At 62.5% G+C, this 19,803-nt stretch carries 15 protein-coding genes and 3 pseudogenes; 5 read left to right on the plus strand and 13 right to left on the minus strand.

Annotated elements, in window-relative coordinates; all coding sequences use genetic code 11:
* Nucleotides 1-624, plus strand: a complete 624-nt coding sequence (locus tag MHI61_RS14780) for a response regulator transcription factor (protein WP_010029651.1) — start codon at nt 1-3, stop codon at nt 622-624.
* Between the two features lie 93 nt (nt 625-717).
* Here the strand turns inward: MHI61_RS14780 and MHI61_RS14785 are convergent, their stop codons facing one another.
* Complete coding sequence (locus MHI61_RS14785; protein ID WP_239792550.1) at nt 718-1,218, minus strand: hypothetical protein; 501 nt, start codon at nt 1,216-1,218, stop codon at nt 718-720.
* A 289-nt stretch (nt 1,219-1,507) separates the two neighbouring features.
* Here MHI61_RS14785 and MHI61_RS14790 point away from each other — a divergent pair, with 289 nt between their 5' ends.
* From MHI61_RS14790 to MHI61_RS14805, 4 genes and pseudogenes are all read left to right on the plus strand, one after another.
* Nucleotides 1,508-1,975 (plus strand): hypothetical protein, encoded by a 468-nt coding sequence (locus MHI61_RS14790; protein WP_239792841.1) that lies wholly within the window; start codon nt 1,508-1,510, stop codon nt 1,973-1,975.
* An 11-nt stretch (nt 1,976-1,986) separates the two neighbouring features.
* Nucleotides 1,987-2,388, plus strand: a complete 402-nt coding sequence (locus tag MHI61_RS14795) for a GFA family protein (RefSeq protein WP_239792551.1) — start codon at nt 1,987-1,989, stop codon at nt 2,386-2,388.
* Nucleotides 2,389-2,419: 31 nt separating this feature from the next.
* Nucleotides 2,420-3,210, plus strand: a pseudogene (gene xth / locus MHI61_RS14800) (exodeoxyribonuclease III).
* Nucleotides 3,211-3,421: 211 nt separating this feature from the next.
* Nucleotides 3,422-3,604 carry a hypothetical protein gene (locus tag MHI61_RS14805; protein ID WP_239792552.1) on the plus strand — a complete coding sequence of 61 codons (183 nt, stop codon included), beginning with the start codon at nt 3,422-3,424 and terminating at the stop codon, nt 3,602-3,604.
* 18 nt (nt 3,605-3,622) lie between these two features.
* On the opposite strand, the pseudogene MHI61_RS14810 reads toward MHI61_RS14805, so the two are convergent.
* From MHI61_RS14810 to MHI61_RS14865, 12 genes and pseudogenes are all read right to left on the minus strand, one after another.
* Nucleotides 3,623-5,708, minus strand: a pseudogene (locus tag MHI61_RS14810) (FAD-binding protein).
* A gap of 6 nt (nt 5,709-5,714) precedes the next feature.
* Nucleotides 5,715-6,885 (minus strand): annotated as a pseudogene (locus MHI61_RS14815) (Gfo/Idh/MocA family oxidoreductase).
* An 11-nt stretch (nt 6,886-6,896) separates the two neighbouring features.
* A complete protein-coding gene (locus MHI61_RS14820; RefSeq protein WP_239792553.1) occupies nt 6,897-8,552 on the minus strand; it encodes a GMC family oxidoreductase N-terminal domain-containing protein in 1,656 nt (551 codons plus the stop codon).
* Between the two features lie 9 nt (nt 8,553-8,561).
* Nucleotides 8,562-10,100 (minus strand): GMC family oxidoreductase, encoded by a 1,539-nt coding sequence (locus MHI61_RS14825; RefSeq protein WP_239792554.1) that lies wholly within the window; start codon nt 10,098-10,100, stop codon nt 8,562-8,564.
* A 16-nt stretch (nt 10,101-10,116) separates the two neighbouring features.
* Nucleotides 10,117-11,232: an ABC transporter ATP-binding protein gene (locus MHI61_RS14830; RefSeq protein ID WP_239791113.1), complete on the minus strand. Its 1,116-nt coding sequence runs from the start codon at nt 11,230-11,232 to the stop codon at nt 10,117-10,119.
* A gap of 3 nt (nt 11,233-11,235) precedes the next feature.
* Nucleotides 11,236-12,228, minus strand: coding sequence for a carbohydrate ABC transporter permease (locus MHI61_RS14835; protein ID WP_239791112.1), 993 nt, complete (start codon nt 12,226-12,228; stop codon nt 11,236-11,238).
* The gene (locus MHI61_RS14840; RefSeq protein ID WP_097583436.1) at nt 12,225-13,178 is read right to left on the minus strand and encodes a sugar ABC transporter permease; all 954 of its coding nucleotides are present in this window, start codon (nt 13,176-13,178) and stop codon (nt 12,225-12,227) included. The genes MHI61_RS14835 and MHI61_RS14840 overlap by 4 nt, the downstream gene beginning before the upstream one ends.
* A 111-nt stretch (nt 13,179-13,289) precedes the next feature.
* On the minus strand, nt 13,290-14,552 hold the full coding sequence (locus MHI61_RS14845; RefSeq protein WP_239792555.1) for an ABC transporter substrate-binding protein: 1,263 nt from the start codon (nt 14,550-14,552) through the stop codon (nt 13,290-13,292).
* Nucleotides 14,553-14,741: 189 nt separating this feature from the next.
* The gene (locus MHI61_RS14850) at nt 14,742-16,262 is read right to left on the minus strand and encodes an aldehyde dehydrogenase family protein (RefSeq protein WP_239792556.1); all 1,521 of its coding nucleotides are present in this window, start codon (nt 16,260-16,262) and stop codon (nt 14,742-14,744) included.
* Complete coding sequence (locus tag MHI61_RS14855; protein ID WP_239792557.1) at nt 16,262-17,041, minus strand: enoyl-CoA hydratase/isomerase family protein; 780 nt, start codon at nt 17,039-17,041, stop codon at nt 16,262-16,264. Before MHI61_RS14855 ends, MHI61_RS14850 begins: the two co-directional genes overlap by 1 nt.
* Complete coding sequence (locus MHI61_RS14860; RefSeq protein ID WP_239792842.1) at nt 17,034-18,647, minus strand: acyl CoA:acetate/3-ketoacid CoA transferase; 1,614 nt, start codon at nt 18,645-18,647, stop codon at nt 17,034-17,036. The genes MHI61_RS14855 and MHI61_RS14860 overlap by 8 nt, the downstream gene beginning before the upstream one ends.
* A complete protein-coding gene (locus MHI61_RS14865) occupies nt 18,644-19,726 on the minus strand; it encodes a LacI family DNA-binding transcriptional regulator (protein WP_239792558.1) in 1,083 nt (360 codons plus the stop codon). The genes MHI61_RS14860 and MHI61_RS14865 overlap by 4 nt, the downstream gene beginning before the upstream one ends.
* Nucleotides 19,727-19,803: the final 77 nt, after the last annotated feature.

Genomic DNA, 19,803 nt, shown 5'->3' on the forward strand with positions numbered 1-19,803 from the left:
ATGACAGCAATCACCGTCGGCGTCGTGGACGACCACCCGCTTTTTCGCGAGGGCGTAACGCGCAGCTTGTCGGAGATGAGCGACTTCGTGGTTATCGGCGAAGGCGCCAGCAGCGAAGACGCCGCCATGATCGCTTCGAACAACCGCCCCGACGTCATGCTTCTCGATGTCTCGATGCCCGGCGGCGGATTGGCTGCGATCAGCGACGTCCTGGAGCACAGTCCGGCGACGAAAGTGCTGATGTTGACCGTATCCGAAGAAGTGGACACGCTGCTTGGCGCCCTGCAACGCGGGGCGATGGGCTATGTTCTCAAAGGTGTCGGCTCCCGTGGTCTCGCCGAGGCGATCCAGACCGTCCTCAGCGGATCACGATATATCTCGCCGACGATGTCGGCAAAGGTCATGGAGAATTCGCTGAATGGCGCAGCCTCCGACAAGAACGGTCTGACGCCACGGGAACGCGAGGTGATGGATCTTGTCGCTCAAGGCCTTTCCAACAAGCATATCGGCTTGCGCCTCAACCTGCAGGAAAAGACCGTGAAGCACCATATGACCCAGATTCTGAGCAAACTCGGCGTCTCGAACAGGACCGAAGCGGCCCTGCAATGGCGCGAACGGCGGTAGCGCCGAGGGCGGCGGAAAATCTGAATCCCGTTCTTGATTAAAGAGTTAGAGCATGATGTCGTCCGAACCGCTTACACTGTTCGGCATCATGCTCTAGCGAAGGAAGCGGCTCAGCCGGCGGGTGTCGTTGGCCGTCGCCTGACGACTTATGATCGTCCTGCCTTTCGCGTCCTTCATGACATAGCGGCCGCTGCGCAGGCTCTCGGTGATGCCGTTCGCGTGGCGAACGTTGATCGATCCGTCGGAACCCGCAGTCGCTCTCGCCCCCAATTCTTTCGACGACGCGGCGGCGGAGGAAGAGGATGACGCGTTGCTGTTGGAGTTTCCGCCACCACTGTTGCCGGATCCACCGTTGCTGTTTCCGCCCCCACCGCTATTCCCTCCCCCGTTGCCGTTCCCACTCCCTCCGCTATTGCCGCCGCCACCGCTGTTGCCGCCCCCATTGCCGTTATTGCCATCTTTTGCCTGCGCGTGCTTCACCGCCAGATGGGGAAGGGAGCCGCCGAGATTGATCGACAAAGGCGATGCGGCAACAACGAGGGCGACGGCCGCGCTGCCGCCCCATCTCAGAAAAGCGCGTTTCGAGACAGTCATGCCGTAGCCTCGTTCATCTGTTCTTCGCCATTCCTACCGTTATTGGACGCATGATAATTTTCGCTTTTTCGACCATTAAATGCAACCGGACCTAGGTACTACAAAAGGCGGGACTTTGGTCCGGCGCCAGACTACCAAATGGATGGGCGCAGAAAACGCGAGCGGCCCTTGGCTGTAATATTCTTGCCTTTCTTACCAAGGTGTTGCTGCGGGAGGCATGGACGCATTTTTCTGGAACTTCTTTCTTTGTCATCGCTTTGTTTATCAAACTGCAACAGAGGAAGCCCCGATGCCAAACCCGAACGAATCCCCTGCCGTCCAATCCATGAAAAAAGAGCAGGCAGAGCAGCGAAAGCAGGCCCGAAGGGGCGAACTCGACAAGGCGATCGAAGACACGTTTCCCGCATCCGATCCGGTGTCGGCCACCCATACCTCCATTCCCGTCGGCCGCAGCGATGTCGAGGCGGCTGAGCGCGTGAAGCGCGAGCCTGATCCGACCGCGCCGGATCAAGATTATCCGCTGGTCGATCAAGCCCTGCGCCCGACCGGCTACGACCGCGAGGAGTTGCGCGCACTGCAGAAAGAAGCCGGCCGGATGGCCGAGTCCGCGTCGGAACTGGCGTCCGGAACGGCCCGCCTGGCAAAGGCGGAAGCGAAGAGTTTCGTCCAGGACATCGAGGATCGGATACGCCGGCAGCCGCTGACCGCCGCAGCAGTCGTCGCCGGCATCGCCTTCGTCTTCGGCGCGACGCGTTGAGACCCTCTGCCATGGCCACCCTATGGACCGGCGGCTGCCTGTGCGGATCTTGCCGATACGAATTCGCCGGTGACCCGCCGCATTCGGGATATTGCCATTGCGATATGTGCAAGAAGGCGACCGGAGGTCCTTTCGCGGTTCTCGTCCAGGCCAGGGTCGAGGATCTCGTCTGGACACGCGGATCCCCCGCCACCTACCGATCCTCGCCCATTGCGATGCGGGGCTTTTGCGGCAATTGCGGAACACCGCTCTTTCTTCAGTATGACGGCGATGAGCTGATCCGCGTGACGGCCGGCTCGCTCGATCACCCCGACCGGATTCGGCCGGCGGGACATTACGGCGTGGAAAGCCGTCTTGACTGGGCCGATGGTGGGCGCGGACTTCCGGAGGAGGAAACTCAGGAGCGGTTTTAGATTATGGCCGCACCACCTCGACATGGGTCTCATGAAAATCGCAACCTACAATGTCAACGGGATCAACGGACGGCTGGATATCCTGCTGCGCTGGCTGAAGGAGGATTCCCCGGATGTCGCCTGCCTCCAGGAACTGAAAACCGACGACGCCAGATTTCCCCGGAAGGAGGCCGAACGGGCCGGCTACGGCGCGGTCTGGCATGGACAGAGATCCTGGAACGGCGTTGCCATTCTGGCGAAGGGCAAGACACCGATCCTGACAAGGCGTGGCCTTCCCGGCGATCCCGACGATACCCATAGCCGCTATATCGAAGCCGTCGTGACGGCCTTGTGATCGGATGCCTCTATCTTCCGAACGGCAATCCCTTTCCCAGCGCCAAGTTTGAATACAAGCTCCGCTGGTTCCGTCGCCTGCACGCCTATGCCGCCGAACTTCTCGAAATCGAGGTGCCGTCGATCCTGGCCGGCGATTTCAACGTCATGCCGACCGAGATCGACGTCTACAAGCCGGAGCGCTGGCTGGACGATGCGCTTTTCAGGCCGGAAGTGCGCAAGGCCTATGCCCGGCTGGTGGCCCAAGGCTGGACGGACGCCGTCAGGCATCTGCATCCGAACGAGCGCATCTACACCTTCTGGAAATACTGGCGGAACAGTTTCGAACGCGACGCCGGGCTGCGGATCGACCACCTTCTGCTCAGCCCGGCAGTGGCGCCGTGGCTTCGATCGGCAAGCGTCCGGCGAAAGCCAAGGGGCTGGGAGCATACGAGCGACCATGCGCCGGTCATGATCGAGCTCGACATCCCCGAAGCTGGCGGCGTTTGAGCCGCGATATCTCGCGGAGGAGCGAGGGAACCTCACGATGCCAGCTGGCGTTAGCTTGCAAAGGAGATTGTCTAAAGCGCGTCGCATCAAATTTGATTCATGCGACGCGCTTTAGCCCTTTGTTTTTATGCATGTCGTTGTCCCGGAACCGCTGCACACTTCCGGGCGACATGCATTAATGGCTGCCAATTCTGTTCCCGGAGTGATTGTCATGGGTGAAAGCAAGAATTATCTCAACACCGACGAGATCCACGCCGACGACCAATTATCGCCGAAGCCGATCGAAGGAAAAGATCCGCCAAGGCGCGTGCGCAAAAGCGAAGAGGCCGTCGCCGAAGGCTCCGACGACACGGAGCGCATCCGGGTTCCGCCACCGGTTGCCAATCCCGATTGATTGCGATTGCGGCACGCCTTATTCGCCCACGCCGAGATCATAGATGCGGCCCGTCAACCAGGCGGGCCAGTCTCGCTCGAAGAAGGATTTGGCGCTTTCATCGAAATTGCGGTTGGAACGGGTTGAAAGCCTGAGCTCATCGCCGTCGAGTCGAACGACGATCTGCTCGTCCCGATGCGCTTCGCGTTCTCTGCGGAAGCGATATTCCTCCAAAGGGCCGGCACTCGCATATGGAAGGGATTCGCCCTCGGCATCACATATTGCTCGCGCTCCGCGACTGCCGCCGCCATTGCGAATGAAAAAGTCGAGGGCGCTGAGCACGGCTTCCGAGGCGAGCGCCATGTGGCGCCATTGCACGCCGCGGACCGCTTCGGCTGCGCGGTCGTAGGCGACGCCCCCGGCACGAATGTCCGCATTCAGTTTGCGCGCTTCGACCAAGGCCCGGGCGACGCTCTCCCGATCGCAGATAATGCCAGCCTTCTCGCTCATTCGCGCCTGCACTTCCGAGCGGATCGATTTGAGGGTGAGCGAGCTCTCGCTGCGAAGAGCGGCCATGAGCGCGGTGATACCTGCCTCCGCGACACCTGACATATCTCCCGTGGCGGCCCCCTTCGCCCTTCCGCTTGCGCTGATATGCTCGGCCGCCCGGGTGCCGAAGACCTGCCCGGCATTGAGCGCGGCGCCACCGGGCCGCGTTACGCCATGTGTGCCCGCCGCTTCGCCGACCGCGTAACAGCCGGCAAGATTGCTGCGGCCCCAGGTGTCGACCATGATGCCGCCATTCATGTGCTGGTTATTGACGGCGAATTCCAGCGGGTCGGCGGCGATGTCGATCTTGTAGCGGCGGTAAAGCTCGATCGCGAGCGGGTTCATGTGCTTCAACCGATCGATCGGCATGTCCTGATCGGCGCCGGCCTTGCCGAGATCAGAGGCGGACATCTTCGTCCAGCCTCTCCAGGCTGAACGGCAGGTCGCCCGGCACAGGCAGTGGATTGCGATTGAAGTCCATGAAGACACGCCGCCCCGCGGCGGTTTCGCAATGGATGGCGAGATCCACCAAGCTCGAGCCGAACTCCAGCATGCGCGTCGCATGAAAGGGCCATTGATAGCCCTTGCGGAAGACGTTCGACGCCAGCTCCTGGGTGCTGCGGTAATATTGCGCCAGGAAATGATGTTCACCACCCTCGGCATCGACCGAATAGATATGCGGAATCGCCTGGACGTAAGTACCCGATAGATTCCACGGGAAGCCTTCCCTGCGCGTTCCGATGCCGAACTGGCTTTCGGTCAGGTTGACGAGTTCGACGCCTGCCTCGAGCGCCAGGCCGAGGGAGCCGAAACAACCATTGGGATAAACGCTGTCGCGATAGAGCTCACCTGGTCCGCCAGCCGCGAGCACGATCACATTACTGACGAACAAGGCGATTCCGAGCGGGTTCTCCTCCATGCGATCAGCGGCGCGCATGGCAAGTATCCCCGCAACGCGGCGATCCGGTCCTTCGCCTTCGGTGAGGATTTTGACTGCGGTGGTCTGGTTGTAGAACGGCACTTCGAGCCGGAGCGCCTCCTCGGCCAGCACCTTGACCATCAGGCGCGACGTGCGCGGGCCGCAGCTGGTGGCGCGGCCGACCTCGTCATGGTCGGTCTGATATCGCAGCGTTCCACCGAGCGGATCCTGCGGCAGCGGCAGGCCGAGGAACTGCAGCGACGCCATCATCCGCGACGAGCCCACGGCCTCGACATAGGCCGTGTCCTCGTCCATGGCGCCGCCGCTGCGAATGGCCCGGGCCATCGCCTTGTAATTGTCGCCCTGATCCGCCGTGTTCGCCGTGTGCAGGGTCTGTTTGTCGGAACCGGAGCAGGCCGAGGTTCCGCCCCAGGCGCTTTGGCTCACGATGACGACATCATCGCCGCGCCGCTTCATTTCCACGGCCGCGCGCAGACCTGCAGCACCCGATCCGACGACGACACAGCCGGCTCGATAGATCGGCACGGCGACACCGGCAAGCCGAGCCGTTGCCGAAGGGCCGGCTTCTGGTGGAAGCCTGGGCATATCGACATCGGTCAGCGCGTCGAGAATTTCCTGCGGGACGTCTATGGTCATAGGCGTTTATCCGAGCGGGATGTCGACCCAGCGTTTTTGCCGGGAAGAACTCCATGCATGCGTCGACGATCTGGCAGATGTGGTGGCCGGTATCGAAGGTCGGCCACATCGGCCTGTTTGAGACGATCGAGCGGATCACCTCGGCCACCTCGATGATCTTGCTTTCGTTGTAGCCGATGCCGAAATTCGGCAGAGGCAGGAAAGCTCGGAAGGTGGGATTCTCCGGCCCCACGTCGATCGCGCGAAAACCGCGCCGTCCCGTCCGGTCGTCATTGGAGTAGAAGCGCAGCCGGTTTATCTCGTCATAGGTATAGGCGATGCTGCCTTTGGTTCCGTAGACCTCGTAGGTCTGCATGAACTTGCGGCCGGTCGCGACACGGCTGAAATCGACGATCCCGCCGGCGCCGTTGGCAAACCGGCATAGAAGGTTGGTCGCGTCGGGGTTGGTGATATCGGCCCAGGATTCGTTGCCCGTCAGTTTCACCTGCTCGCCATAGGCAAGGCCCTCGACGACCGGCCGGCGCGGCGTGACGATCAGATTGTCGGCGATCAGCGAACTGACGCGCCCGACCAGGAAATCCATGAAGCTGAAAATGTGCGAACCCGTGTCCCCGACGATGCCTGTCGGTGCCAGCTTGCCATCGGCGCGCCACATGAAGGGCGCCGTGGGATCACCATACATATCGACGTGCTGACAGCCGCGGAACAGCTTGATCTCGCCGATTTCACCGGATTGAATGATGTCTTTCGCCAGATCATGAACGGGATTGCGGGGAAAGGCGTGTCCGACACGCGTAATCACACCTTTCTCTCTGGCGATCTCGGCCAGTTCCCGCGCTTCATCGGCGGTGTTGGCCAATGGCTTCTCGCAATAAACGTGTTTGCCGGCCAGCAGCGCCGCCTTGGCCACCGGATAGTGAAGATGGTCGGGCAGACAGATATCGATCAGATCGACCTCGGGATCGGCAACCGCCAGCTTCCAATCCTGGTAGATTCTAGCCCCCGGCGCCCTGTTGCCAATATCCTGCGCTACGTCAGGGCTGCTGTCGACCAGCGTCACGATCCGCGCCGTTCCATGCGACACGCCGAAGAAATGCGGAAAGGTCTGATAGGCCATCGTATGGACCTTCCCCATCCAGCCCGAGGCGCCAAGCACTGCAACTCTGACTTCAGACATCGTCGTTCTCCTTACCGGATTTCCGCGCGGGCTCGCGGCCTGGAATCGTTGCGTTCATGAGCGAAGATTGCCGAGGGCAGCGCAGGCAAACCCCTGATTAGATCCGATCCTTTTTCGCCGACCATGATCGTCGGCGCATTGGTGTTGCAGGACGGCACGCGCGGCATGACGGAGGAATCGCAGACCCGGAGGCCTTCCAGGCCATGGACCTTGAGATCCGGCCCGACAACCGCGTCAGGTCCCGTTCCCATCTTGCAGGTGCCCACAGGATGGTGGTCGGTCTTGGCATTGGCGCAGCCATAGTCGAAAAGCTGCTCGTCGGTCATGACCTTCGGACCGGGAAGCCTTTCGGCCATGACATAGGGCTTCAGCGCCGCCTGCTGCATGATCTCGCGGGCGATCTTGAGCCCTTCCAGGGACATCTTCTTGTCGTGCGGATCGGACCAGTAGTTCGGATCGATCAAGGGTGCCGCACCCGGGTCGGCGGATGACAGACGCACCGTGCCGCGCGAGCGCGGATGCAGATAGGCGGAGTTGAGAGTCACGCCTGCATTCTTCAGCCGCTCGACGCCGGCTTCGATGCCTGATCCCAGGCCGAGGTGGAACTGGATATCGGGAGACCGCGCTTCGGGATCGGCATACCAGAAGCCACCGGTCTCGAAGAGCGACGAGGCCACCGGACCGGTGCGGAACAGGACATATTGAATCCCGGCCCAGAGTGTGCGGTGCAGCTTCGCGACGCCGTCATAGGTGTGATCGCCGGTGCATTCGGCGATGACAAAAAGATCCAGGTGATCCTGCAGGTTGCCGCCGACACCGGGCAGATCGTGGTTCACCTTGACGCCCATCGATTTGAGGTGATCGGCCGGCCCGATGCCGGACTGCAGAAGAAGCTTCGGCGATCCGATCGCACCTGACGAGACCAAGATCTCGCGTTCGGCGCGGGCGATCTCCAAGCCGCGCGCGGTCGCGATCTCGACGCCTGTCGCTCGGCCTCTTTCGACGATGATCCGCGCGACGCGCGCGCCCGTCCGAACGGTCAGGTTCTTCCGGTCCTTGATCGGCGAGAGATAGGCGAGCGATGCCGAGGACCGTCGGCGATTGCGCTGGGTCAGCTGGTAAAATCCGACGCCGGCCTGCTGGCGGCCGTTGAAGTCGTGATTATAGGGAATGCCGAGCTCCTGCCCCGCACGGATATAGGCGTCGCAGATCGGCAGCGGTGCAGCCGGCATCGAAACACCCAGCGGACCGCCATAGGCGTGGTAGTCGTCGGCGAAGCGCTGATTGTCCTCGGCCCGTTTGAAATAGGGAAGGATCGAGCGATAATCCCAGCCCTCGCAGCCGTCTTCGCTGGCCCAGAGATCGTAGTCGGCCGCGTTTCCGCGTGTATAGAGCTGGGCGTTGATCGACGAGCCGCCGCCGATGACCTTCGCCTGGGTATAACGAAGCACCCTGCCCTTCATGTGCCTCTGGGGAACGGTCTGCCATCCCCAGCTCGCCACGCCCTTGGTCATCTTGGCGAAGCCGGCAGGCATATGAAAAAGCGGATTCCAGTCGCCGCCGCCCGCTTCGAGAAGCAGCACTTTGACATCGGGATCTTCGCTGAGGCGGCTTGCCAGGACGCAGCCTGCAGGACCGGCACCGGTGATGATATAGTCGAAGCCCATTTTACTGTCCTATGTGAGACCGGCACGCGCCAGCGGATCTGCCCGCGTCTGCAAGTCCTTCGATGCGATGTGATCTGCAACTCTCAGCGCCTGACTGGCGACGGTCAGCGCCGGATTGACCGCAGCCGACGTGGGCAGGAAGCCGGCGTCGACGACGAAGAGGTTTTCGTGGTCATAGGACCGGCAATAGGGGTCCAGCGGCGCCGTTGCAGGGTTGTTGCCGATGCGGATCGTTCCGCACTGATGGGACGGCGTGCGTTTATCGAAAGATCTCGACAGCACGATCGGAAATCCGATCGACCGAAGGATCGCCTTCAGCTTGGCGACAAGCGCCAGATGGGCGTCCCAGTTGGTCCTCTGCCATTGCAGAATGATCCGATCCCCATCGACCATGACGCGGCTTTCCGGATTGGGAACGTCTTCGCTCATCGCATAGAAGTCGATGGCATGGTCCGTTATGAAACGGAGAAGCCATTCCGGAGCCTGTGGCAGAGAGCCTTTAAGAACTCTTTCGGAGATACGGCCCAGCAACTGCACATTGCCGAGCGGCGGTCCTCCCTCCCCGTCTGAGAGATAGAAGTCGTTGAAGGCGAAGGTCTTCTGATAGACAGCGGTGTTGCTGAACCGTGGCGAAACGCCGATCACGGCGGAAGCGTTGTGGTTCATGAAGTTGCGGCCCACCTGATCGGAAGAGTTGGCAAGGCCCCTGGGGAAGCGGTCGTTTTTCGAACGCAGCAACAGCACCGACGATTGAACCGCCCCAGCCGAAAGGATGACGATCTTCGGCGAGAGGGTCAGCGTCTGACCATTCCTGACAAAGGTGACGCGGTCGATCCGGCTCCCGGCTCCGGTGTCGAGCCGCGTCACGCGCGCATTGGTTTCGAGCCGAACGTTCTTATGTTTCAGCGCCACCGCGAGCGCCGCAGTCTCGGCGTCCATCTTGCCGTCCCGTGCATTCGGATGAGCGTCCCAGGGCGTACGCGCCTTGGAGAGCCAGGCGTCGAGATCGAGGCCGAGCGGCAGGGAAAACGGATGCAGGCCTTTCGCCTTGAGGCGCTCCCGGACTTCGGCGATCGGCGCCTCGTCGGGCACGGGCGGGAATTCGTAGGCAGTCGAGTGATGTGGTTCCGTCGGATCGTCGCCGAGACTGCCGCGGACCTGGTACATCCGCTCCGCCTTCGAGTACCAGGGCTCCAACTCCTCATAAGAAAAGGGCCAGGCCGGCGACACGCCTTCGCGGTGTTCGATGACGCCGAAGTCCTCTTTGCGATAGCGCGACAGGACGGCGCCGTAGAATTTCGAATTGCCGCCGACATTGTAGTAGTTGCCGGGATTGAAGCCTTTGCCGCTCGCCTCGTACCAGACTTCCCTAGGGCGGAAATGCCCTCGCTGGAAGATGGCGCGCTGGTCGCGATTGACGGGAAGATCGGCAATGTGATCGCCAGCTTCGAGGATCAATATGTCAGCACCGGTCGCAGCCAGGCCGGCGGCGACGGTCGCGCCGCCGACGCCTGAGCCGATGATGACGATGTCTGGTGAACCGCTCATCCTAGCCCCCAGACCATCACGCGATCCGCATCTGGCTGTCGGGATCGAAGAACACGGCCTTGTCGAGATTGAAGGCAAGGCGGGTGTTTTGTCCCGGGGCGATGCCGGCATCGGCGCGCAGGCGGGCGACGACGGATTTGCCGCCGAGCTTGGTGACGGCGAAGGTGTCGGAGCCGGCCGGTTCGACCACCTCGATCAGGCAATCATCCTCGGTCAGCGAGCGCGCCTTGCGGTCGGCGCCGTCCGGATCGGTCAAGGCTTCCGGGCGGATACCGAAGATCACCTGCCGGCCGGCATAGGCCGACAGGCCGTGATTGCCTGCGACGACCGGCAGCCTCAGCGGCGCGCCGTTCGGCCGCTCGAGTGCGACGGCAAGCCCGGAGACACCGGCCTCGACGGTGGCGTTGAGCAGGTTCATCGCCGGCGATCCCATGAAGTCGGCGACGAAGAGATTGGCCGGGCTGTTATAGATCTCGGCCGGCGTGCCGAACTGCTGCAGCACCCCGTCCTTGAGCACGGCGATCTTGGTCGCCAGCGTCATCGCCTCGATCTGGTCGTGGGTGACATAGACGAAGGTGGTGCCCATGCGCTGGTGCAGCCGCTTGATCTCGGTACGCATGTCGACGCGCAGCTTGGCGTCGAGATTGGAGAGCGGCTCGTCGAACAGGAAGACCTGCGGATTGCGCACCAGCGCCCGGCCCATGGCGACGCGCTGGCGCTGGCCGCCGGAAAGCTGGCTCGGCTTGCGGTCGAGCAGATGACCGATCTGCAGCATGTCGGAGACCTGCTTGATCGCCTTGGCCCGCTCCTCCTTCGGAACGCCGCGGATCTCCATGCCGAAGGCGATATTGCCGGCCACCGTCATGTTCGGATAGAGCGCATAGGACTGGAACACCATGGCGATGTCGCGCTTGGACGGATGCAGGCCGTTGATGGCGCGCCCGTCGATCCGGATATCGCCAGAGGTGATCGTCTCCAGCCCGGCAATGGTGTTGAGCAGGGTCGACTTGCCGCAGCCGGACGGGCCGACCAGCACGAGAAAGCCGCCCTTTTCGAGTTCGAGGTCGATGCCCTTGAGGATGTCGACGGCGCCGAAGCGTTTTCTGAGACCGGAGATTTCGAGGAAGGCCATGACTTACCCTTTGACTGCGCCCGCCATCAGACCGCGCACGAAGTAGCGGCCGGCGAGGATGTAGACGATGAGCGTCGGAACGGCCGCGATCATCGCCGCCGCCATGTTGACATTGTATTCGACCACCCCGGTCGAGGTGTTGACGACATTGTTGAGCGCCACCGTCATCGGCATGGAGTCACCGGTGCCGGCATAGGCCGAGGCAAACAGGAAGTCGTTCCAGATATTGGTGAACTGGTAGATGACGGTGACGACGATGATCGGCAGCGAGTTCGGCAGCATGATGCGGCGGAAGATCTGGAAGAAGCTGGCGCCGTCGACCTGGGCGGCGCGGACCAGCTCGGTCGGAAAGGCCTCGTAGAAGTTGCGGAAGAACAGCGTCGTGAAGCCGAGGCCATAGACGACATGGACGAAGACCAGGTTGACCGTCGAATTGCCGAAGCCGAAGTTCCAACCGGTGGCGTTCTGCAGGGTGACGCCGAAGCGGCCGAGCGAGCCGAGGATGGTCGCCATCGGGAGTAGCACCGACTGGAACGGGATGAAGCAGGCAAACAGCATCAGCCCGAACACCAGCGTGTGGCCGGGAAAGCGCCATTTGGTCAGGACATAACCATTGAGCGCCCCCATGATGGTGGAGATGGCCACGGCCGGCACCACCATCTTGATCGAGTTCCAGAAGTAGCCCTTGATGCCGGCGCAGGTCAGGCCGACGCAGGTCTCGCCCCAGGCCTTGACCCAGGGATCGAAGGTCGGGGCCTCAGGCAGCGCCAGCATGTTGCCGCCCTGGATCTCGTCCATCGTCTTGAACGAGGTCACGAGCATGACGAAGAGCGGCATCAGGTAGAGGATGGCGAAGATCACCAGCAGGCCGTAGATGACCAGCCGGCCGATCCAGCGGGTGTTGTTGCTGCTCTTGTCGCTGTTGTCGCCGCTCTGCGAGAGCGTTGCGGTCGAGGTTGCCGCCAGGGTCTGGGTTGGAGAGGTGACGCTGCTCATCGGGCCTTCTCCTTCAGTTCGGAATAGAGATAGGGAACGATGATCGCCGAGATGGTCATCAGCATGATGATGGCGCTGGCCGAGCCGACGGCCATCTCGTTGCGCTTGAAGGTATATTCATACATGAAGTTGGACGGCAGCCAGGCCGAGCCGCCCGGCCCGCCCGAGGTCAGCGCCACCACCAGGTCGTAGGACTTGATCGCCATATGGGCGAGCACGATGAAGGCGGAGAGGAAGATCGGCCGCAACAGCGGAATGACGATGCGGCGATAGAGCTGGAAGGGCGAGGCGCCGTCGATCTGCGCCGCCTTCATGATCTCGCCGTCGATGCCGCGCAAGCCGGCCAGAAACATCGCCATGACGAAGCCGGAGGCCTGCCAGACACCGGCGATGACGACGGTGTAGATGACGAAGTCCTTGTTCTTGATCCAGTCGAAGTGGAAGCTCGTCCAGCCGAAGTGGTGCAGCGTCTGCTCCAGCCCGAGGCCGGGGTCGAGGAACCATTTCCAGGCCACCCCGGTGACGATGAAGGAGAGCGCCATCGGATAGAGGAAGATCGGCCTGAGCAGCCCCTCGCCGCGGATCTTCTGGTCGAGCAGGATGGCGAGCAGCAGGCCAAGCGCCAGGCAGATGCCGACATAAAGGAAGCCGAAGATCGCCATGTTGGTGATCGAGGTATACCAGGAGGACGGCGGGTCGCTCTCGAAGGTCCAGCGCCACAGCCGCTGATAGGCGCGTGGCCCGGTCAGCGCATAGGACGGAAAGGTCTTGGAATTGGTGAACGACAGATAGGCCGTCCAGACGATGAAGCCGTAGACGAAGACCAGGGTGATGACGAAGCTCGGCGCCAGCACGATCTTCGGCAGCGCATCCTGCAGCCGGCCCCGCAGCGAGATCGGCGTCGCTTGCCCGGGGGTCAGAACCGGATCGGTGGTGGCAACAGTGCTCATGGATATCATCTCCCTTCCCGCAGGATCGGCTCGGCATTTATCGCTGCGGAGCCTGAAGCTTCCCCGGCCCAAGAGACGGGGAAGCATATTCATCGACAGATCTCAGCGCTCTCAGCGGGCGTCGTCGATCGCCTGGACGAGTTGCTTGACGGCTTCGTCGGAGCTCTTGATCTGGCCATGGACGAACTTCGAGACGACGTCCTTATAGGCATTGGCGATCGCCGGCGGGGCGCCATAACCCTGGGCCAGCGAGCCGAACAGCGTGCCGCCCTCATTGGCGGCCTTCAGGTCGGCGATGCCCTTCTTGCCGCAGGCGTCGAAGTCGGTGTCGGGAACGTCGGTACGGGCCGGCACCGAACCCTTGACGACGTTGAAGGCCGACTGGAAGCTCTTCGACAGCGTCGCGGTTGCCAGCGCCACCTGCGCCGCCTTGCGGTCGTCGGGGACGTTGAACATGCCGAACATGTCGGAGTTGTAGATGACGCTGCCGTCGGTGCCGGGGAAGCGGTAGCAGAGGAAGTCGGTATCCGGCGTCTTCTTGGCGGCGACGAATTCGCCCTTGGCCCAGTCGCCCATCACCTGCACCAGCGCATCACCCTTGATGACCATGGCGGTCGCCAGGTTCCAGTCGCGGCCGGAGAAGTTCGGATCGACGTATTGGATGATCTTCGCCAGGTTGTCGAAGGACTTCTTCATCGTCTCCGACTTCAGCGACTCCTCGTCGAGGTCGTTGAAGGCTTTCTTGTAGAATTCCGGGCCGCCGGTCGACAGCACGATGGAATCGAACATCGTCGCTTCCTGCCAGTTCTGGCCGCCGAGCGCCAAGGGGATGACACCGGCAGCTTTGGCCTTGTCGAGCAGGGCGATCAGGTCGTCGAAGGTCTTCGGCTCAGTGCCGCCGATCTTGTCCATCACCGCCTTGTTGATCCATAGCCAGTTGACCGAATGGACGTTGACGGGGGCTGCGACCCACTTGCCGTCATAGACGGAGAACTTCTGCAGGGCCGCCGGCACCGACTTGTCCCAGCCTTCCTTCTTGGCCGTCTCCGTCAGGTCGCCCATGACGCCGGCCTCGGCATAATCGAGCACGGTGTAACCCAGCATCTGCGAGGCGGTCGGATAGGTGCCGGCCGCCACCATTGCCTTCAGCGCCGTCATCGCCGCATCACCGCCGCCGCCGGCAACCGGCACGTCCTTCCAGGCAAAACCTTCCTTCGACAGATCCTCCTTCAACACGTTCAACGCCGCCGCCTCGCCGCCGGATGTCCACCAGTGCAGCATCTGCACTTCCTTGACGTCGGCGGCGCGGGCCGCGACATGCGCGCCGGCCAGAGCCAATGCGATCACGGCCGTCGTGGTCAAAAACCTATTCATCGAAGAACCTCCCAGTTCCTTCTTGAAAGATGCGGGACCATTCCCGCATCAATTACCCGCCCTCCCCGGGCGTAGTTGCTTTGCCGTTTACAGCGCCGCGCGCCTTTCAGGCGCGCAAAGGACGCTGTAACACTTTAAATCGACGCATCGTGCTTTCCGAAAATCGGTTCCGATTTTGGGGCCGATGCGTCAGACCAGCTTTTCCGTCTGCGGTATCCACCAGCCGGTGCGCTTGCCGATATGCATGTTGAGCGTCTTGGTCTCGGTATAGTCTTCGACCGCATGGCGGCCGAGCTCACGGCCGAGACCGCTCTGCTTGTAGCCGCCGAAGGGCAGTTCCGAGGCGCCGTCCATGAAGGTGTTCATCCACACCGTGCCCGCCCTCACCGACCGGCCGATCGTCAGGCAGGTGTCGAAATCGCGGCTCCAGACACCGGCCGACAGGCCGTAGTCGATCGAATTCGCGATCCTGATCGCTTCGGCTGTTGTTTCGAAAGTCAGAACCGACAGAACAGGACCGAAGACTTCCTCGCGGGCCACCGCCATATCGGGCGTGACCGCTTCGAGGATCGTCGGCGACATGAACTGCCCCATGCCGAGGTCGAGCGTCTCGCCGCCATGGGCGACGCGGGCGCCGCTGCTCCTGGCACCGCTGACATAGCCTGAGATCTTCTCCAGATGCTGCGGCGTGATGATCGCGCCGACCTGCGTCGAGGGATCAAGGGGATCGCCGACCTTCACGCCCTTTGCCAGTTCGGCGACGCGTCTGACGACGTCGGAGGCGATCGACTTATGCAGGATCAGCCGCGAGCCGGCATTGCAGCACTCGCCGGCATTGAAATAGGCGCCGAAGACCGCGGCATCGACGAAGGCGTCGAGGTCGGCATCGGGGAAAACGATTTGCGGGTTCTTGCCGCCGAGTTCCAGCGAGACCTTCTTCAGCGTCTGCGCCGCATTCGACATCGTCAGTTTTCCGACACCGGTCGAGCCGGTGAAGGAAACCATGTCGACATCAGGGTGGGAGGTCATGACCGCACCGACCTCAGGTCCCGTGCCGGTGACAATGTTGACGACGCCATCCGGAACGCCCGCCTCCTGCAGGATTTCGCCCAAGACGAGCGTCGATCCGGATGTCAGCTCCGAGGGCTTGACGACGGTGGTGCAGCCTGCGGCGAGCGCGAAGGGCAGCTTCTGGCCGACGATCAGGAACGGAAAGTTCCACGGCGTGATGATCGAGACAACGCCGATCGCCTCGCGCAGGACGACGCCGAGCGTGCCGTCGCCGAGTGTGTTGTAGCTTTCACCATGGAGATCGCGTGCGAGAGCCGCCGCATAACGCCAGATGTCGACCGAGCCGGCAATTTCTCCCCGCACCTGGGTGATCGGCTTACCCGCCTCGATGGCGTCGAGAAACGCCAGTTCTTCCGCCCGCGCGGCGATCAGATCGGCCGCCTTGAGCAGGATGGCGGACCGTTCGGACGCGGTCATGCGCGGCCACGGCCCCTCGTCGAAGGCCTTGCGCGCGGCAGCGATGGCGCGCTCGGCGTCGGTCCTGCTGCCGGCTGGAAAGCGACTGACCACGACACCATGGCTTGGCGCGACGCGCTCAATTGGATCGAAGGCGCCGGCTTCCCATTTGCCGTCGATCAGCATCTTGAAATCGCGCGCCTTGTGGTCGCTGAGCGCAGTCGGGTTGACGAGGACCGTCATTACCATTCTCCCTTGAACGTTGCCGGGCGCTTCTCGCTGAATGATGCGACGCCCTCTTTCAGATCGCCGGTTTTCGCCGCGAGGATCGAGCCCAGGGCTTCGACCGCGGTTCCGTTGTCTTCGCCGTTCGCCGATGCGATCATCAACTTGGCGATCTCGAGGGCCGCCGGTCCCCGCGCCGCAATCCGCCCGGCATATTGCCTGGCAGCGGCGACCGAGTTTCCTGTCGGAACCACCGCGTCGACGATACCGAGCAGGCGGGCTTCCTCGGCGGTGAAGATCTCGCCGCCCAGCGCCATGCGACGGACGGCCTGCGCACCGAACCTGCGCACGAGACGTTGGGTGCCGGACCAGCCCGGCACCATTCCGAGGCCGGTCTCCGGCAGGCCGATCTTGATGTGTTCCTCGGCGATGCGAATATCGGCAACGCCCGCCAGTTCGAGCCCGCCTCCGAGGGCGTGGCCGTTCAGCGCCGCGACCAGCGGCACCCGGAGCGTCGCCAGTCTTTCGAAGATACGGTGACCGTGCCGGACCCAGGCATGGCCGAACTCCTGCGGCAGCATTCCGCCCCAGGCTTTGATATCGCCTCCGGCGGAAAAACCCTTTCCTTCACCCGTCAGAACGGCAGCGCGCACATCCGGGTTCGCCTCCACCGCGTCGGCCGCGTCCGCCAGGGCTTTCAGCATATCGAGATCGAGCGCGTTCAGCTTCTCCGGACGTGAAATCGTCAAGGTCGCGACATGTCCGTCGATATCGATCCTGACTGTTCCGCTAGCCATGGATGGCGCCCTCCAGTGTCCGTGCCCGTTTGGCAGGAAGCGACAAGCCGATGCCTGCTTCGCGGAAGAGTGCCGCATCCATGACCTTCAGGTCGGGCGCGACCATCAGCGGAAATTCGGACTGATCGAGGATCTGAGACTGAAGATCGACGCCGGGCGCGATCTCGGTGAGGACGATGCCTTCAGGCGTCAGCCTCATCACGCACCGCTCCGTGACATAGATGATATCCTGCCCCTGCTCGATCGCCCGCCTGCCGCTGAAGGTGACGTGTTCGACCTCCTTGACCAGTTTCTTCAGCTTGCCCTCCCTTTCGATGACGAGAGCCCCATCGGCGATCGACAGCTTCGCCCCGGCGTTGAACATGCCGGAGAAGACGATCTTCTTCGCCCGTGCGGTAATGTCGACGAAGCCGCCGGCGCCGGCCGTCACATGCGGCCGGAAGGAAAGTTTGGAGACATTGACCGACCCGTCCTTGCCGATCTCGAGGAAGGACAGCAGCGACGCGTCGAAGCCCGCGCCCTGGAAATAGGTGAACTGATAGGGAGACGGCATGTAGGCGTCGGCATTGGAGGCACAGCCGAAGGCGAAGTCGAGCAGCGGCACCCCACCGACCGCGCCTTGCTCGATGACCCAGGTGACGGCGCCGTGGAGCCCTTCTTCCAGCAGAATGCGCGGCACGTTGGCCGAGATGCCGAAGCCGAGATTGACGCAGCTTCCCGCCTGCAGTTCCTGGGCGACGCGGCGCGCGATGACCTTCTGAACATTGAATTCCGGAACGCTGAAGCTATCGAGCGGGCGGAAGATCTCACCGGATATCGCCGGATCGTACAACGTCTGCGTCGTCTGCTTCTGATCCGGATCGACGACGACATAGTCGACCAGCATTCCCGGCACCCGGACGTCATGCGGCCTCAGCGAGCCTTCCTTGGTAATCCGCTTGACCTGGGCGATGACGATGCCGCCATTGTTGCGGGCGGCAAGCGCCTGATCGAGGCCGCCGAGATAGGCGCCTTCATGTTCGTATGTCAGGTTGCCGCGCTCATCGGCGGTGGTGGCGCGGATGATGGCGACCTGAGGGACGATCGAGGGGAAGAACAGCCAGTCGTCGCCCTCGAAGCTGACGCGCTTGACGACCTGCTGTTGCGAAGCCAGCTCGTTCATCGCACAGCCCTGACGCCGAGGATCGACGAAAGTGTCGACGCCGACCTTGGTCAGGACGCCCGGCCGCTTGGCGGCGGCTTCGCGATGGATGTCGAACAGGATGCCGGAGGGAATGTTATAGGCTGGGATCTCGTTGTTGGTGATCATCTGCCAGATCAGTGGCGGCTCGGACGATGACGGCCCGGATGGATAGGAGCCGCCGATGATGCACTTGAGCAGGCCTTTCCTGGCGATGTAATCGACGCCCTTGATGCCGCTCATATCGCCGGCAGCGATCGGATGAAGGGTCGTGATTCCCAAGGGATGGCCGGTCGTCTCGAAATGCTCGCCAATCGCCTTCAGCATGAGGTCCGGGCAACCGAGACCGCTCGAAGACGATACCGTGACGACGGCGCCATCCGGGATGAGCGCGGCCGCTTCGGCTGGGGTGAGATGCTTCTTCATGGGCATTGCTCAGCGTCCTGTTTCGATTTTACGCTCTTGCCGGCCCTTGCCGGCGCGGTCTTGCCGGCGCCGCAGCTCTCGCGAACGACCAGCCGAACGGCTGTCGTCACCGTCTCGGCCTCGGCCTTGCCGGCATTGATCTGCTTGAGCAGCATTTGCGCGCCGCGGCGCCCGATGCCCTGCGGGTCGACCGAGACCGTCGTCAGCGCCGGAACCGCCGCCTGAGCCTCGATGACGTCGTCGAATCCCACCACGGCGAAGTCGGCGCCGGGCTCCAGACGGCGCGCGCGCAATCCGTCGCAAACACCGAAGGCCACGGCATCGTTGAAGCAGACGGCTGCGGTCGGCCGACGGCCGAGCGCGTTCGCCTTTCCGATCGCCTCCACCCCGCCGGCCCGCGACGGCGCCGACGAGATGACGAGTTCTTCGTGATAATCGAGCCCGGCCGCCTCCAAGCCATTTCGGTAACCGGCAAGCCTATCGTCGAAGACGGCGGTGTCGGGAAAGCCGCCGAGAAAGGCGATGCGCTTGTGACCGAGCCCGGCCAGATGCTTGACCGCAGAGACCATGCCGGCCCGGTTGTCGGAGACGATGGACGAGACTTTGGCGCCGGGCAGGTTTCGAACGACGACCACGACAGGAATTCCGGCCGCAACGAGCGGCTTGAAGTCGGCGGCATCGGTGGCGCGGGCCGGCGAGACGATGAGGCCGGAAATACCGTGCTCACGCATCGATGCGACAACCTCACGCTGCCTGTCGATGCTCTCGCCGGTGTTCGACAGGAACTGCACGAAGCCGGCCGACTGGACGACCATATCGACGCCAACCGCCAGCTCCGCAAAGAAGCTGTTCGTCAGGTCGTTCACAACCACTCCGATGATCCGCGATTTGGCACCGGCCTGGCGAAGATTGGCTGCGCCGCGATTATAGACGTAGCCGAGATCCCGCATCACGGCATTGACCTTGGCGCGCGTCGCCTCGTTGACCAGGGATGAACCCTGCAGCACCAGCGACACCGTCGACTTGGAGACGCCGGCGGCCTTCGCGATGTCAATGACGGTTACCCGCGCCTTTGTCATTTCCCTCTCCGACCACGACCTCGACCGATAGGATAATTATTTGGAACGTTCCAATTCTGTCAAGAAAAATTTAGAGG

It is taken from the genome of Rhizobium sp. K102 (assembly GCF_022385315.1).
Lineage (GTDB): Bacteria > Pseudomonadota > Alphaproteobacteria > Rhizobiales > Rhizobiaceae > Rhizobium > Rhizobium croatiense.